The 14,250-nt window shown below is 72.9% G+C and carries 14 protein-coding genes and 1 pseudogene; 3 read left to right on the forward strand and 12 right to left on the reverse strand.

Translation table 11 applies throughout. The annotated features are described in order from the left end of the window. Positions 1-19: 19 nt before the first annotated feature. A complete protein-coding gene (locus WA788_RS23240) occupies positions 20-1,210 on the forward strand; it encodes an AI-2E family transporter (RefSeq protein ID WP_335980401.1) in 1,191 nt (396 codons plus the stop codon). Positions 1,211-1,297: 87 nt separating this feature from the next. Here WA788_RS23240 and WA788_RS23245 read toward each other — a convergent pair whose 3' ends face one another. From WA788_RS23245 to WA788_RS23260, 4 genes are all read right to left on the reverse strand, one after another. Further along, positions 1,298-2,590 carry a low temperature requirement protein A gene (locus WA788_RS23245; protein WP_335980402.1) on the reverse strand — a complete coding sequence of 431 codons (1,293 nt, stop codon included), beginning with the start codon at positions 2,588-2,590 and terminating at the stop codon, positions 1,298-1,300. A gap of 68 nt (positions 2,591-2,658) precedes the next feature. Next, positions 2,659-3,117: a MarR family winged helix-turn-helix transcriptional regulator gene (locus tag WA788_RS23250; protein ID WP_335980405.1), complete on the reverse strand. Its 459-nt coding sequence runs from the start codon at positions 3,115-3,117 to the stop codon at positions 2,659-2,661. Next, positions 3,114-3,854, reverse strand: coding sequence for an SDR family NAD(P)-dependent oxidoreductase (locus WA788_RS23255; protein ID WP_335980407.1), 741 nt, complete (start codon positions 3,852-3,854; stop codon positions 3,114-3,116). Before WA788_RS23255 ends, WA788_RS23250 begins: the two co-directional genes overlap by 4 nt. A 114-nt stretch (positions 3,855-3,968) precedes the next feature. Further along, positions 3,969-5,138: a S1 family peptidase gene (locus tag WA788_RS23260; RefSeq protein WP_335980408.1), complete on the reverse strand. Its 1,170-nt coding sequence runs from the start codon at positions 5,136-5,138 to the stop codon at positions 3,969-3,971. Between the two features lie 236 nt (positions 5,139-5,374). On the opposite strand from WA788_RS23260, the gene WA788_RS23265 reads away from it, so the two are divergent. Then, complete coding sequence (locus WA788_RS23265; RefSeq protein WP_335980409.1) at positions 5,375-5,569, forward strand: DUF6381 family protein; 195 nt, start codon at positions 5,375-5,377, stop codon at positions 5,567-5,569. Between the two features lie 71 nt (positions 5,570-5,640). Here WA788_RS23265 and WA788_RS23270 read toward each other — a convergent pair whose 3' ends face one another. Then, positions 5,641-6,000, reverse strand: a complete 360-nt coding sequence (locus WA788_RS23270) for a DUF6204 family protein (RefSeq protein ID WP_335980412.1) — start codon at positions 5,998-6,000, stop codon at positions 5,641-5,643. 115 nt (positions 6,001-6,115) lie between these two features. On the opposite strand from WA788_RS23270, the gene WA788_RS23275 reads away from it, so the two are divergent. Next, positions 6,116-6,364: a Smr/MutS family protein gene (locus tag WA788_RS23275; RefSeq protein WP_335980414.1), complete on the forward strand. Its 249-nt coding sequence runs from the start codon at positions 6,116-6,118 to the stop codon at positions 6,362-6,364. 69 nt (positions 6,365-6,433) lie between these two features. Here WA788_RS23275 and WA788_RS23280 read toward each other — a convergent pair whose 3' ends face one another. The 7 genes and pseudogenes from WA788_RS23280 to WA788_RS23310 form a co-directional block, all read right to left on the reverse strand. Next, entirely contained in the window at positions 6,434-7,453 is a 1,020-nt protein-coding gene (locus WA788_RS23280) for a carbohydrate kinase family protein (protein ID WP_335980417.1), read from the reverse strand. A gap of 76 nt (positions 7,454-7,529) precedes the next feature. After that, positions 7,530-8,519 (reverse strand): zinc-dependent alcohol dehydrogenase family protein, encoded by a 990-nt coding sequence (locus WA788_RS23285; RefSeq protein WP_335980419.1) that lies wholly within the window; start codon positions 8,517-8,519, stop codon positions 7,530-7,532. Beyond that, complete coding sequence (locus tag WA788_RS23290) at positions 8,516-9,400, reverse strand: carbohydrate ABC transporter permease (RefSeq protein ID WP_335980421.1); 885 nt, start codon at positions 9,398-9,400, stop codon at positions 8,516-8,518. The genes WA788_RS23285 and WA788_RS23290 overlap by 4 nt, the downstream gene beginning before the upstream one ends. After that, a complete protein-coding gene (locus WA788_RS23295; RefSeq protein WP_435134265.1) occupies positions 9,400-10,368 on the reverse strand; it encodes a carbohydrate ABC transporter permease in 969 nt (322 codons plus the stop codon). Before WA788_RS23295 ends, WA788_RS23290 begins: the two co-directional genes overlap by 1 nt. 16 nt (positions 10,369-10,384) lie before the next feature. Beyond that, a complete protein-coding gene (locus WA788_RS23300) occupies positions 10,385-11,770 on the reverse strand; it encodes an ABC transporter substrate-binding protein (protein ID WP_335980423.1) in 1,386 nt (461 codons plus the stop codon). Positions 11,771-11,962: 192 nt separating this feature from the next. Then, complete coding sequence (locus WA788_RS23305) at positions 11,963-12,724, reverse strand: DeoR/GlpR family DNA-binding transcription regulator (protein WP_335980425.1); 762 nt, start codon at positions 12,722-12,724, stop codon at positions 11,963-11,965. A gap of 476 nt (positions 12,725-13,200) precedes the next feature. Next, positions 13,201-14,250, reverse strand: a pseudogene (locus tag WA788_RS23310) (glycogen debranching enzyme); the annotation flags it as partial.

Here is a 14,250-nt window from a genome sequence, read left to right on the forward strand (position 1 = left end):
GTCGCGAGGGAGCCCAGCCATGACCGACCTGCCCGCCGGCACCGCGCTCCCCGTGGCCCCCGCCGCCGCTTCCGCCCCCGCCCCGGCCGCCACTGCCGCGCCCGCCGCGCCCGCCGCGCCCGCCGCGCCCGCCGCCCCCGGCACTGCCCGGCCGCGGCCCCGGCTCGCCGCGGCCCTCCCGGCGGTCCGCCGCTCCTGGTTCGGCGTCGGCTTCGGCGTCGGGCTCGGCGCGGTGCTCGCCTGGATGCTGGTGCGCACCGTGCTGCGGATGAGCGAGCTGCTGACGCTGCTGCTGCTCGCGGTGTTCATCGCAGTCAGCCTGGAGCCGGTCGTGGCGTGGCTGTGCCGGCGCGGGCTGCGCCGGGGCCTGGCGGTGGCCGCGGTGGCGGCCGGGTTCGCCGGGGTGCTCGCCGCGTTCGTGGCGCTGGTCATCCCGCCGGTCAGCGCCGCCATCGCCGCGCTCACCGACGACGTGCCGCGCTGGCGCAGCCAGCTGCACGACCACCGCACCACCCTGGGACGGCTGGAGGAGCACTACCACGTCATCGAGAAGGTCCGGCAGCAGCTCGGCTCCGGCGGGGGAGCGGCGGACATCGCCGGCGGCGTGCTGGGCGCCGGCCAGCTCGTGGTGAGCGCGGTCGCCTCCACCGCGATCGTGGTCACGGTGACCCTCTACGTCATGGCCGCCCTGCCCGCGATCAAGTGCTTCGGCTACCGCTTCGTGCCCGGCACCCGCCGGGCCAGGGCGGAGGCGGTGAGCGAGGAGATCCTCAGCCGGGTCGGCCGCTTCATGCTCGGCAACGTCGTCACCTCCGCGATCGCCGGGGCCGCCGCCTTCGCCTGGTGCGAGGCCACCGGCGTGCCCTATCCGGCCGCTCTCGGCTTCTTCGTCGCCCTGGTGGACATGGTGCCGGTGATCGGCTCCACGGTCGGCGGGATCGCGGTCAGCCTGATCGCCCTGTCGGTGTCACTGCCGGTGGCGCTGGCCACCGCCGCCTTCTCCGTCGCCTTCCGCGTCGCCGAGGACTACCTGATCATGCCGCGGGCGATGAAGTACGCCGTCGACGTCCACCCGGTCGTCACCGTCGTCGCGGTCCTGGTCGGCGGGAGCCTGCTCGGCATCGTCGGCGGTCTGGTGGCGATCCCGGCGGCGGTGGCGCTGGGCATCGTGCTCGACGAGTACGTCTTCCCGCGCACCGACCGCGCCTGACCGCCTGACCGCCTGCCCGCATGACCGCGTGACCGCGCGGCGCCCCGGTCCGGGGTGAACCGCCCTCCGCCCCGGCCCGGGGCCTGCTCAGGGCGCGTCCTCGGCCGGGGGCAGCCCGTCCAGCATCCGCCGCTGCCGCCGGTGCCCTACCGTCTCGTACCCGACGACGGTGACGAACGGCGCGAGCATCACCACCAGCAGGCACAGCGACAGCGCGGCGCCCGCCGCCGCCAGCAGCACCGCCGCCAGCAGCACCACCATGCTGATGGCGATCAGCAGCAGGTGGAAGCTGTCCCGCGCGGACAGCAGCAGCGTGTGCAGCAGGTAGATCATCAGCACGTACAGGCCGACCGGCAGGGCCAGCGCCAGCACCACCGCGGTCCCGCCGAGCTCCGCGTCGTGCTCCAGGTACAGCCCCGCGACGTGCAGCCCCGCGCCAGCGCCGGCGATCCCCACGAAGACCGGGATGTGCCCGTAGCCGAAGAGGTAGCCGAACGCGCGGCGGCGGACCAGGATGTCGCCGAACGGCGTGGTGAAGTACACCCACCACATCCCGAAGGTCAGGCCGATCCCCGCCACCACCACCGCCACCGCGGTGCCGGTCCAGTGCGTGCCGTCCGCGCCCCCGAGCAGACCGCCCGACGACGCCACGGTGCCCACCACACCCTCGCCGAGGGTGATGATCGCGAACAGGCTGTACCGCTCGGCGACATGGTGCGGATGCCAGGGCGTACCCCCGGCGCCGCCCTGCCCGAGCACCGGCAGCAGCAGTTCCAGCACCGCGAGCACCACGAACGCCGCGAAGACCGCCGTGCGCGGCAGCGGCGCGAAGCCGACCACCGTCCACGCCGCCTGCGCGATCACCGTCCAGCGGATCATCGCCATGCCGACGTCGTGGAAGGGCGGCGAGTCCCGGGCCGCCCGCCACCACTGGAGCACCATCGCCACCCGCATCACGACATAGCCCGCGACGATCGCCCGCAGTTCCAGGTGCCCGCCCTCCCGCACGGAGTGGAACATCGCCGGCAGGCCCAGCGCGAACACCACCACACCGATCATCTGCACCATGGTCAGCACCCGGTACAGCCAGTCGTCCGTGCCGAAGGCCGAGGCGAACCAGCTGAAGCTGATCCACGCGATGAGGATCGCGGTCATCGCCATCAGGAACGAGGCCACCGCGGCACCGGTGCGCCCGGCGGCGAGCATCTCGGCGAACTGGTCGGCCGCGGTGCCGACGGCGACGACGAAGGTCAGGTCGAGCAGCAGCTCCAACGGCGTGGAGACCCGGCCGTGTTCGCCGGGGTCGCGGCCGGTCATCGGCACCCGCGCGTGCGCCACCCGGCCGGTGCCCGGGGTGCTGCCTGGTTCGGAGACGGTCATGACCAGCATGATGCCGGACGCGGCGCCTGCTTCCCGGGCGGGCCGGGCCACGGCCGCGCCCCGCGCGCTCAGCCGCCCGCCGCGTCCGCCGCCAGCAGCCGGGCGAGCAACCCCGCCAGGCGTTCGAGGTCCCCCGGCGGCAGCGTGCCGACGGCCGCGGGCGGGCGCAGCAGGATGGCGTCGGCGGTCTCCAGCGCCCGCTGCCCGGCCGCGGTGAGCGTGACGAGCTTGCGCCGCCGGTCGTCGGGGTGCGGGCGGCGCTCGACCAGGCCGTGCGCCTCCAACTTGTCCACGACGATCGTCGCGTAGGGCGCGTCCACCCCGTTGGCCTCCGCGATCTCGCGCAGCGTGCGCGGCCCCTGCCGCAGCTGGAGCAGCACCTTGCCGCGGCCTCCGCCGAGGCGGAAGCCGAGCGCGTCGGCGAGTTCGCCGTGCCGGCTGTGGGACTCGACGAAGCGCCGCATCAGCGTCCAGACCTGCCGTACGGGGTCGGCGTCCGCGTCGCCGGGGGCCGGCGCCGGACTCACCATGCCACCGTACGGCCGAGGTAGTCGACGTAGTGCAGGCCGGGCGTGCCGCGCAGCGAGTCCAGTGTCCGGACCACGTTCGGGATGCTCTCCTCCACGCTGAGCCGGCCGTCGGGGCCGCCGACGCCGACGCGCACCCAGCCCGGCGCCATGAGCACCAGGCTCCGCGGCTCGCCCTCGTGCCGGGCCGCGTAACTGCGCATGAAGGTGTTGAGCGCGGCCTTGCTGCCCCGGTACACCTCGTGGCCGCCGCGTTCGTTGTTGGCGACGCTGCCCTGCCCGGAGGACATCACGCCGATGGTGCCCGCGGGTTCGACCAGGTCCTGGAGCGCCTCGACCGCCCGCAGCGGGCCGAGCGCGTTGGTCACCATGACCCGGGTGAACTCCTCGGTCGAGGTCTCGGCCACGGTCCCTTCCGGCTGGTTGGTCACGCCCGCGTTCACGAAGAGCAGGTCGAAGCGCCGGCCGGCCAGCCGTTCGCGCAGCGCCGCGATCTGCTCCGGCTCGGTGATGTCCACGGTCTCGACCTGCACGCGGCCCGCGGCGCCGTCGGCGAGGTCGTGCAGCGCGGTGCGGCCGGCGCCGCGCACGGTCGCCACGACCTGCCGGCCGTCCTTCGCCCACTCCTGGGCGAGCGCGAGCCCCAGCCCGCGGGAGGCGCCGATCAGCAGCACCCGCTCGCTCTGCCGGGCCGTCGGGTCGGGCCGAGTGCTGTCGGGGTAATTGGTTGTAGTCATAGCAATAATTGTGTGACCTATAACTAATCGCGTCAAGCGCGCCCGCCCACGGCGACGGCCCGCCCCGGAGGGAGTTCCGGGACGGGCCGCGCTGTGACTTTCAAGTGCCGGCGGTCAGCTGGTCTGGAGCGTCAGACCGTAGGCCGACAGGATCGGGTTGACCGGCTGGAACCAGGTCTCGCCGCCCGAGGTGCAGTCGCCGTAGCCGCCGGACGTGACGCCCTGGGCCTGGTCGCCGCTGATGAACGAGCCGCCGGAGTCGCCGGGTTCGGCGCACACGTTGGTCTCGGTGAGCCCGTAGACGCTGCCCTCGCTGTAGTTGACCGTCTCGTTCATGCCCAGCACGGTGCCGCAGTGCCAGTGCGAGGTCGACCCCGAGCGGCAGATCGAGGAGCCCACCGGCGCCACGTTGGAGCCGTGCACCAGCACGTCGGAGACGGTGCCCCAGCCGAGCACCACGTTCACCGTCCACCAGCCGCTGCCGACGTTCACCCAGGAGTAGTCGTTGCCCGGGAAGGTGCCGGCCTGGAAGTTGCCGACGTAGGAGCCGTCCCACCCGTAGACCGCCGCGCCCTGCTGGGCGCAGTGGCCCGCGGTGACGAACCCGCCGATCACCGAGAAGCCGATGGAGCAGCGGATGCCGTGGCTGGTGTACGGGTCGCCGCCGACGGTGCCGGCTGACAGCGTTGTCGGAGCTGCCGCGGCCGTCGTGCGGACCGTGACCGCGTGGGCGCTGTCGCCCCGCTCGGCCCCGGCGACGAACGCCCGCACCGCCGCGTCCTTCGCGTGGGCGGCCTGGACGTCGACGACCACCTGGTTGGACCGGAGGTCCACGCCCCAACTGCTCACCCCGGCCGGGGCCTTGTGCGCCCTGGCCAGCGTGTCGATCGCCGACTTCGCGGTGTTGAGCTGCTCGGCGGTGCGGGAGACGACCTTCGCGGTCGCGCCGGTTTTCGCCACCGCCGCCGCCGCGTGCGCGTCGGTGACGGCGACCACCAGCGAGCCGTCGCTCTGGTCGAACCACGATCCGCCGTAGGAACCGCCCGCCGCCTTGCGGGCCTTGGGGGTCAGTGCGGTGGCCGCAGCCTGCTGCCGCAGCCGCTGGTGGGCCTGGGCCGGGGTGAGGCCGAGGTCGTGGACCATCGCCGACACCACGGCGTCGGAGGCGTCCGCGCGGGCGGCGGAGGCCGGGGCGGCGTCCGCCGACATGGCGCCCGCGCCGGTGAGGGCGGTCGCCACGAGGGCGGCGGACAGACACGCGATCATGCCGATTCTGCGTCTCATGACACTTCTTCTTCCGTCCGGGGGGAGTGAGACCGAAGTGCGGGAGAGAGCGCTCTCTCGCGGAGGTGCGAGGTCATCGTAGGGGCAAAAAAGTGCCATGTACAGGTCAAGAACAAAGGGTGCCGGGTGCGGCACCGCGGGAGGCGGCGGCCCCGGGCCAGGTCCCGGTGGCGCACGGGCGGGCAAGGTGCTTCGGTGGAGGTGTCGGCGCGAGGGCGCACGAAGCGGGGTGCGGCATGAACGAGAACGGACCGGCCAACGAGCGGCACGTGCGGAAGATGCGCGAGGAGGCGCTCGCGATCGAGGAGGACGCCGAGCGCAGCGCCGACCCGCAGGAACGCCGCAGGCTCCAGCAGCAGGTGCGGCGGCTGGAGTTCGACTGCGAGCAGGAGAGCATGATGTCCGCGGGCGACATCTATCCGGCGCCGTGACGCCGTGACGTCGTTCGCGCCGTGACGCCGTTGCTGTCGTCACGGCGTCGAGGCCGTGCGCGGCGGCACGGCTACCCGGTGTGCTTCGCGGCCTCGCGCCGGGCCCGCTTGCCCAGCGGCGCCAGCGACAGGTCCTCGGCCTGGGCGCGCAGCTTCGCGAAGCCGTAGCCGCGGCTCTCCAGCCAGGCGCGGGCGGCGGCCTGCGCGCGCTCGGTCGCGGGCAGGATGTCCTCCTCGGCCTCGCCGGTGTCGCTGAAGCGGAAGGTGAACGCGGGGCGCGCCGCGAGGTCGTAGCTGAGGTGCCCCTCGGGGGTGAAGGCGGCCCGCAGCACGTCGTGTTCGGCCGCGTGCGCCAGCAGTTCGGCGCGCTGGGCGTCGGTGAGCTGGTCGAAGACGCCGCGGACGGTGATCCGGAAGGTACGAGTGGTCATCGCGCGACCGTAACCGCGCCCGCCCGGGCCCGCCACGCGATTTCCCCGCCGGGAGTACGGTGCTTCTGGCGCCCGCGGTGGGCGCCGCCGCCGGCTCGGAAGGCACAGGCACCCGATGACGCTCACCCTCGACCTGCACCCGCTGTTCCGTAGTGACCGCGACATCGACCGCGCCGTGCGGGAGATCATCTTCCGGGCCGCGGCCACGAAGGCGGACCGGGTGGAGATCATCTCCGGCAAGGGCTCGGGCAAGCTGCGCACGCGCGTGCTCGCCACGCTGCGGCAGCCCCATCTCAAGCGGCTCTACCGCAGCTTCGAGGCCGACCCGTCCAACCAGGGGCGGATCGTCGTCCACTTCGCGTGACGCGGGCCGGGCGCGCCACCGAACGGGCCCGCCCGAAGCTCACCGGGGCCCGCGTGCTCGCCCGACGCCTCAGGCCGGCGGCCGCTCCAACTCCTCGTAGGTCGGCGGGGCCGCGCCCGGGCGGGAGCAGGTGATGCCCGCCGCCCGCACCGCGTACCGCAGCGCCCCGACCACCTCGGGGCTCAGGGCCGCCGCACCGGTCGCCTCCCGCAGCCGCGCCCGGGTCGCCGCGGTCGCGGACGTGCCGCCGCCGCTCAGCAGGTCCCGCCGCAGCAGCGCGCTGACCAGCGCGGACATGAACGAGTCGCCCGCGCCCACGGTGTCCACCACGCGGATCGGCGGCGCCGGCACATCGAGCATGCCGTGCTGCCACCAGGCGCGGGCGCCGCGCGGGCCCCGGGTGAGCACCACCAGCGCCGGGCCGAGCCCTGCCCAGCGGGCGGCCGCGGTGTCCGGGTCCTGTTCCGGGTAGAGCCAGGCGAGGTCCTCGTCGCTGGCCTTCACCACGTCGCTCAGCCCCACCAGGTGCTCCACCCGGGCGCGTTCGGTGTCCCGGTCGCCCAGCAGCGCCGGGCGGATGTTGGGGTCGTAGGAGACGGTGGCGCGCGGCCGGAGCTGCTCGGTGGCCGCGAGCACCAGGTCGGCGCCCGGCGGCAGCGCGGCGGCCACCGACCCGATGTGCAGATGGGCGGGCGGCCCCGAGCGCAGCGCCTCGACGGTCTGCGGCGCGAGGTCCCAGACGAGGTCGAACTCGTAGCCCACCGTGCCGTCCGGGCGCACCCGGGCGGTCGCCGACGAGGTCGGCGCGTCACCGACGGACCCCGGCAGCAGCTCGGTTCCGCCGCGCTCCAGCCACTCGCGCAGCGCCGTGCCGGTGCGGTCACGGCCGATACGGGTGGCCAGGCGTACCGGGTGGCCGAGGCGGCCGAGCCCGAGTGCGACGTTCGCCGGGCTGCCGCCGGGGTGCTCGCCGTGCACCCCTGCCGGACCGGTCAGGATGTCGGTCAGTGCCTCGCCGATCACCAGCGCCGGCACCGGGGGAGGCGGCAGCGGCGGCACGGGGGGCGAAGCGGGCAGGGGTGCGGTCATGGGCCTTCCTCTTCCGGCGGCACGGCAACACGGCGGGACCAGGGACGGGTGTGGGGGGAGTCGGCAGGGGCGGGCCCTACGGCAGGACCTGGATCTTCCGGCCGACGCCCGCCTGGAAGCGCTGTAGGGCGGCAGCGTAGTCCACCAGCGGCAGCCGGTCGCTGATGAACACCTCCGGGTCCAGCACCCCGCCCGCGAACAGCTCAGCGGCCCGCTCGTAGCTGTGCAGCACCGCCATCGAACCGGTGATGGTGATCTCCTGGTTGTAGATCTTGTACGGCTCGATGGTGGCGCGGGCGGCGTAGTCGGCGACACCGAACTGGAGGAAGGTGCCGCCCTTTCCGACCCGGCCCAGGGCGTCCTGGATGGCGGCGGCGTTGCCGGTCGCGTCGATGACGACGTCCCAGCCGCGCGGCTGGTCCAGCTCGTCGGCGCTGGTGGCCGCCGCGGAGCAGCCCAGCTGCCGCGCGGTGGTCAGCCGCTCCTCGTTGAGGTCGACCATGTCGACGCTGGCCGCGCCGGTGCGCTTGGCCAGCTCCATCATCATCAGGCCCATGGTGCCGGAGCCGTAGATGAGGACGTGGGTGGCCAGCTGGGAGCGCAGGATGTCGTAGCCGCGCACCGCGCAGGACAGCGGCTCGATCAGGGCGGCGTCGCGGGTGGCGATGTGCTCGGGGAGCTTGACGCAGTTCGCGGCCGGGGCGGCGGCGTACTCGGCGGCGCCGCCGGGCACGGTGACGCCGATCGCGTTCCACCGCTCGCACAGGTTGTTGCGGCCGATCCGGCAGTAGTGGCACTCGTGGCAGTACAGCGACGGGTCCACCGCGACCCGGTCGCCGGCGCTCAGACCGCGCACCTGCGAGCCGACCGCGACGATCTCCCCGGCGAACTCGTGGCCGGGCACGATCGGCAGCGTCGGCGCGAACTCCCCCTGGAGGATGTGCAGGTCGGTGCCGCACAGGCCGCAGGCGGCGACCTGGACGACCACCTCGCCCGGGCCCGGCGTCGGGTCGTCCACGGTCTCGATGCCGACCTGGCCGGGGGAGCTGATGACGGCGGCTTTCACTTGACGGCTCCAAGGGAGAGGCCCTGGACGAGCTTGTCCTGGGCGGCGAACCCGGCGGCGAGCACCGGCAGGGAGATACAGACCGCGGCGGCGCACACCTTCGCCAGGAACAGGCCCTGGCTGGTGACGAAGCTGGTCAGGAAGACGGGCGCGGTGCCGGCGGTGACACCGGTGAGCACCCGTGCGAAGAGCAGCTCGTTCCAGCTGAAGATGAACGAGATCAGCGCGGTCGCCGCGATGCCGGGCGCGACGATCGGGGCGACGATCCGGGCGAGGATGGTCGGCAGTCCGGCGCCGTCGATGGACGCGGCCTCGATGATCGCGCCGGGCACGTCGGACAGGAAGGACCGCATCATCCACACCGCGATCGGCAGGTTCATCGAGGTGTAGAGGATGACCAGCAGCCAGATGTTGTCGAGCATGCCGATGTTCTTCGCGATGAGGTAGACCGGCAGCAGCCCGGCGACGACCGGCAGCATCTTCGTCGACAGGAAGAAGAACATCGCGTCGGACCACTTGCGGACCGGCCGGATGGACAGCGCGTACGCCGCCGGGGTGGCCAGCAGCAGCACCAGCAGGGTGGAGACGACGCTGGCGGTCAGCGAGTTGATCAGCGGCGGCCACGGGCTGACGCCGGTGCCGGAGCCGAAGAACTCGCGGTAGCCGTGCAGGGTCAGCGGCGCGTCGATCTTCGGCGGGTTGGTGCCCGCGTCCTGCTCGCTGTGGAAGGAGGTCAGCACCATCCACGCGAAGGGCAGGAAGAAGACGATCCCGCACAGCCAGGCGCCGACGGCCAGCAGGCCGCGGTTGCGGCGCTCCTTGCGCTCGCGCGGCGCGCGGCCGGCGACCGGGGTGACGGGGTCGAGGGTGGTGGCGGCCATCAGCGGGACTCCTCCCTGAGCAGCGACGAGACCGAGCGCAGCGCGAACGTCGCCACGAGGATGGACAGGATCACCACGATCACGCCCTCCGCGGACGCCTGCCCGTAGTCGTGGGCCTCGTAGAAGGTGCTGTACACCGCGTAGGGGAGGTTCGCGGTGCCCAGGCCCCCGGAGGTGAGGGTGAAGACCGCGTCGAAGTTCTGCACCACGTAGACCGTGCCGAGCAGCGCGGCCAGTTCCAGGTAGCGGCGCAGGTGCGGCAGGGTCAGGAAGCGGAACACGTCCCAGTTGTTGGCGCCGTCCACCCGGGCCGCCTCGACGACGTCGGTGGGGCGCGACTGCAACCCGGCCAGCAGGATCAGCATCATGAACGGCGTCCACTGCCAGATCAGCGACGCCTCGACGGCGAGCTTCGGCGACGTGGACAGCCAGTCCGGCTGCGGCGCGCTGTCGCTGCCGAACACGCTCCAGATCCAGGTGAGCGAGCCGTTGATGAAGCCGTAGGTGGCGTTGTACAGGGCGTGCTTCCACAGCAGCGCTGAGGCGACCGGCACCACCAGGAACGGCGTGATCAGCAGGGTGCGCACCGCGCCGCGGCCGGGGAACTTCCGGTCCATCAGCAGCGCGAGGCCCAGCCCCAGCACGAGGCTGACCAGCACCACCGTGACGGTCAGCACCACCGTGGTGGTCAGTGCCGAGCGCAGCTGCGGGTCGGTGAACTCCTCCTTGTAGTTGTCGAAGCCGGTGAACCCCTTGTCACTGGGGTCCAGGGCGTTCCAGCGCATGAACGAGATCACCAGGGTGCCGACGAACGGCAGCTGGGTGACGACGATCATGAAGATCAGCGCGGGCAGCAGCGGCGCCCGCCGCGCCCAGGCACCGGCGTTGCGGCGCGGTGCCCGGTTCGCGGCGGACCCCGACACGGCCGGCGGCGCGTGGCGGTCTCCGAGGATCGAGGGAGTGCTCATGGTGTCGGCTTCCCGCTCACTTGCCGGCGTACTTGTCGGCGACCTTCTCGGCGAGCTTCTGGCTGGCCTTCAGCGCGCTGGAGACGCTGGTGCGGCCGGCCACCGCCGAGGAGAGCTGCTGGGAGACCTGGGTGCCGAGGTCGGTGAACTCCGGTATGTCCACGAACTGGATGCCGGGCGCGGGGCGCGGCTGCACACCGGGGTTGGCCGGGTCGACGTCCTTGAGCGCGTTGAGCGTCGGCTGGGCGAACGCGGCGGACGCCTTGACGTAGTCGGGGTTGCTGTAGGTCGAGGTGCGCTTGCCGGCCGGCACCCGGGACCAGCCGAGCTTCTGGCCGACCAGGTTCTCGTAGCCCTTGCCGGACGCCCAGGAGATGAACTTCCAGGCGTCGGACTGGTGCTTGCTCGCCTTCTGCACGCCCCAGGCCCAGGTGTACAGCCAGCCGGCGTTCTTGGTCTGGTCGACCGGCGCGGGCACGTAGCCGATCTTCCCGGCCACGGGGGAGCCGGAGCCCTCCAGGGAGCCGGCCGCGGAGGTGGCGTCGTACCACATGGCGACCTTGCTCTGCTCCAGGTCGTTGAGGCACTCGGTGAACCCGGACTGGGCGGCGCCGGCCTCGCCGTGCTTGCGGACGAGGTCGACGTAGAAGTTCACCGCCTTGGTGAAGGCGGGGCTGTCGACCTGGGCCTTCCAGTCCTTGTCGAACCAGGTGCCGCCCATGGTGTTCACCACGGTGGTCAGCGGCGCGATCATCTCGCCCCAGCCGGGCTGGCCGCGCAGGCAGATGCCCTTCATGCCCTTCTCGGCGCCGTCGGCCTTGGCGGCCAGGTCCGCGACCTGGGTCCAGGTCGGGTTCGCCGGCATCGTCAGGCCCTTCGCGGCGAAGACGTCCTTGCGGTACATCAGGAACGACGACTCGCCGTAGAACGGCTCGGCGTACAGCTGCCCGTTGTACGTCAGCGACTGCTGCATGGCGGGCAGGATGTCGCTCTGGTCGAAGGCGGTGTCGGCCTTCGCCTCGGACGACAGCGAGGACAGCCAGTTGTTCTTCGCGAAGATCGGCGCCTCGTAGTTGCTGATGGTGGCCACGTCGTACTGGCCGGCCTGGCTGGAGAAGTCCTGGGTGATCTTGTCGCGGACGTCGTCCTCGGGCAGCACCGTGAAGTTCACCTTGATGCCGGTGGACTTGGTGAAGTTGGCGGCCGTCAGCTTCTGCAGGTCCACCATCTGCGGGTTGTTGACCATCAGCACGTTGATGGAGTGCGAGCCGGAGCCGCCGCCGGCGCCGCCCGCGCCCGAGCAGGCCGCCGCGAGCAGCATGCCCGACACCGCCAGCGCCAACGGGGGGAGGGTGCGGCGGCGCAGTCTGCGGGAGGCGGTGGAGCCGGTAGACGATGTCATGATTCGTCCCTTTCATGACTGGGGTCGGGGTGTGGGGGATCATCCGGCGGGCCGATGGCGGCACGTCGGAACGGCACGGGGGTGCGGGCGGAAGGAGGTGCGGGGGAGGTCGGGAGCGGTCGGTCGGGAGCGGTGGATCGGGAGCGGTGGGTCGGGGGCGGCGGATCGGCGTCGGGGGATCGGCGGCGGGGGTCAGGCCCTGAAGACGCGGGGGCCGAGCAGGGTGTAGCGGTGGGCCTCGGTGCTGGACAGCCCGGTGTCGGTCACGATCGCCTCGAAGTCGGAGACCTCCGCGAAGCGGCAGAAGCTGCTCGCGCCGAACTTGCTGTGGTGGCCCATGAACACCCGCCGGCGCGAGACCTCCAGCGCCTTGGCCTTGACATCGGCGACGACCGGATCGGGTGTGGTCAGGCCGAGTTCGCGGGAGATGCCGTTGGAACCGACGAACGCCAGGTCGATGACGAAGCCGGCCAGCATCGCGCAGGCCCACGAGCCCACGGTCGCCAGGGTCCTGGCCCGGACCCGGCCGCCGAGCAGCAGCACCGTGGTGTCGGCGGACTCCGCGACCGCGGCGGCGGTGGACAGCGACGCGGTGACCACCGTCAGCGGGCGGTCGCGCGGCAGCAGGGAGGCGACGAGCTGGGGCGTGTAGCCCTCGTCCACGAACACCGTCTCCGCCTCGCCGAGCAGCTTGACCGCCTCGGCGGCGATCCGGCGCTTGTCGGCGACGTGCAGGTTGACCCGCTCGGCCAGCGCGGTCTCGAACCCCGCGCCCTCGACGGGATACGCCCCGCCGTAGGTGCGGCGCACCAGGCCGCGGCGCTCCAGCACGCCCAGGTCCCGCCGGATCGTCTCCGGTGCCACCGACAGGTCCGACGCCACCGCGGTGACCTCCACCTGGCCGTGGTGACGGGCCAGGGTCAGGATGCGGTGCTGGCGCTCCTCGGCCCTCATCGCCCACCTCGCCTCTTCGCTCCGGTCCGGGCGCGGCCTGCCCGGTATCGCCCGTAGAAGAGTTATACCGTCGGCCCTTTGTCCGACCAGGGCCCACAACGGACAACAAACGGCCCGGTATTACCCGGTCGGCCGGTGGAAAGGCCCTGGTCCCCCAGGTGGTGGGAGGGTATGCCGACCGAATCGCACCCAAAGCGGCGGCTGGCGGGCCCGGTTCGGGCGGTTGCCCGATAGCGGGCGGATACATCTTTCCGGGCGCGTTCGACGGGTTTTCCGGCCCGGTCGGGAGGGCGCCGGGCCCGGTCCGCGGCGCCGGTCCGGCGCCGGGGCCGCGCGCATTCCGGACCTCCGGTGCGTATCGGGCCGGAGGTGGGGGAGCGGCGTGCCCGGTTCGCGCCGGTGTGCCCGTACCGGGCCGCCCTGCCCGTTTCCCGCCCGCTCGCCCGGGACTTCGGGCGGCCGCTACGGGCGGCGCCTCATCGCGCCCGGCCGGGCTCCCGGACCAGCACCACGACCGCGCGCGCCTCCACCTTGCAGGTGTCGCCGGCCGCGAAGCGCACCGGGGAACCGCCGTCCGCCCCGGAGCGCTCCGCGGTGTCCACCACCACGCTCCAGCCGGGCCCGAACTCCACCGGCGGCAGCCGGAACGCCACATGCTCCCAGTGCGCGTTGAACAGCAGCAGGAACGAGTCGTCCGCGATCGGATGCCCGTGGGCGTCCGGCTCGGAGATCGCGTCGCCGTTGAGGTGCACCGCCAGCGCGTGCGCGTCGCGCCGGAACCAGTCGCGCTCGGCCATCTCCCGGCCGTCGGGCCGCAGCCATGTCAGATCGCCCGGGCCGCCGTCCGGGCCGGGGCCGCCGCGGAAGAACCGCCGCCTGCGGAAGACCGGGTGTCCTCGGCGCAGCGCGATCAGCCGCCGGGTGAAGTCCAGCAGCTCGCGCTGCTGCTCGTCCAGCTCCCAGTCGATCCAGGACAGGGCGTTGTCCTGGCAGTAGGCGTTGTTGTTGCCGCGCTGGGTGCGGCCCAGCTCGTCGCCGTGGGCGAGCATCGGCACGCCCTGCGAGACCAGCAGGGTGGTCAGCAGGTTGCGCTGCTGGCGGGCGCGCAGCGCCAGCACCGCCCGGTCGGCGGTCTCGCCCTCGGCGCCGCAGTTCCAGGAGCGGTTGTGGCTCTCGCCGTCCCGGTTGTCCTCGCCGTTCGCCTCGTTGTGCTTGTCGTTGTAGGAGACCAGGTCGCGCAGGGTGAACCCGTCGTGCGCGGTGACGAAGTCCACCCCCGCGCGCGGCCTGCGGTGCTCGCCCGCGTACAGGTCGGAGGAGCCGGTCAGCCGGGAGGCGAACTCCGGCAGCACCCCGTCGCAGGAGCGCCAGAAGTCGCGGACGGTGTCCCGGTACCGGCCGTTCCACTCGCTCCACAGCGGCGGGAAGTTGCCGACCTGGTAGCCCCCGTCGCCCACGTCCCACGGCTCGGCGATCAGCTTCACCCGAGAGACCACCGGGTCCTGCTGCACCAGGTCGAAGAACGC

The organism is Streptomyces sp. CA2R106, from assembly GCF_037034245.1.
Taxonomy (GTDB): domain Bacteria; phylum Actinomycetota; class Actinomycetes; order Streptomycetales; family Streptomycetaceae; genus Actinacidiphila.

Coding starts and splice junctions, on each gene's coding strand:
- WA788_RS23240 (WP_335980401.1), top strand. CDS start 20: ATGACCGACCTGCCCGCCGGCACCGCGCTCCCCGTGGCCCCCGCCGCC.
- WA788_RS23245 (WP_335980402.1), bottom strand. CDS start 2,590: ATGACCGTCTCCGAACCAGGCAGCACCCCGGGCACCGGCCGGGTGGCG.
- WA788_RS23255 (WP_335980407.1), bottom strand. CDS start 3,854: ATGACTACAACCAATTACCCCGACAGCACTCGGCCCGACCCGACGGCC.
- WA788_RS23260 (WP_335980408.1), bottom strand. CDS start 5,138: ATGAGACGCAGAATCGGCATGATCGCGTGTCTGTCCGCCGCCCTCGTG.
- WA788_RS23265 (WP_335980409.1), top strand. CDS start 5,375: ATGAACGAGAACGGACCGGCCAACGAGCGGCACGTGCGGAAGATGCGC.
- WA788_RS23270 (WP_335980412.1), bottom strand. CDS start 6,000: ATGACCACTCGTACCTTCCGGATCACCGTCCGCGGCGTCTTCGACCAG.
- WA788_RS23275 (WP_335980414.1), top strand. CDS start 6,116: ATGACGCTCACCCTCGACCTGCACCCGCTGTTCCGTAGTGACCGCGAC.
- WA788_RS23280 (WP_335980417.1), bottom strand. CDS start 7,453: ATGACCGCACCCCTGCCCGCTTCGCCCCCCGTGCCGCCGCTGCCGCCT.
- WA788_RS23290 (WP_335980421.1), bottom strand. CDS start 9,400: ATGGCCGCCACCACCCTCGACCCCGTCACCCCGGTCGCCGGCCGCGCG.
- WA788_RS23295 (WP_435134265.1), bottom strand. CDS start 10,368: ATGAGCACTCCCTCGATCCTCGGAGACCGCCACGCGCCGCCGGCCGTG.
- WA788_RS23300 (WP_335980423.1), bottom strand. CDS start 11,770: ATGACATCGTCTACCGGCTCCACCGCCTCCCGCAGACTGCGCCGCCGC.
- WA788_RS23305 (WP_335980425.1), bottom strand. CDS start 12,724: ATGAGGGCCGAGGAGCGCCAGCACCGCATCCTGACCCTGGCCCGTCAC.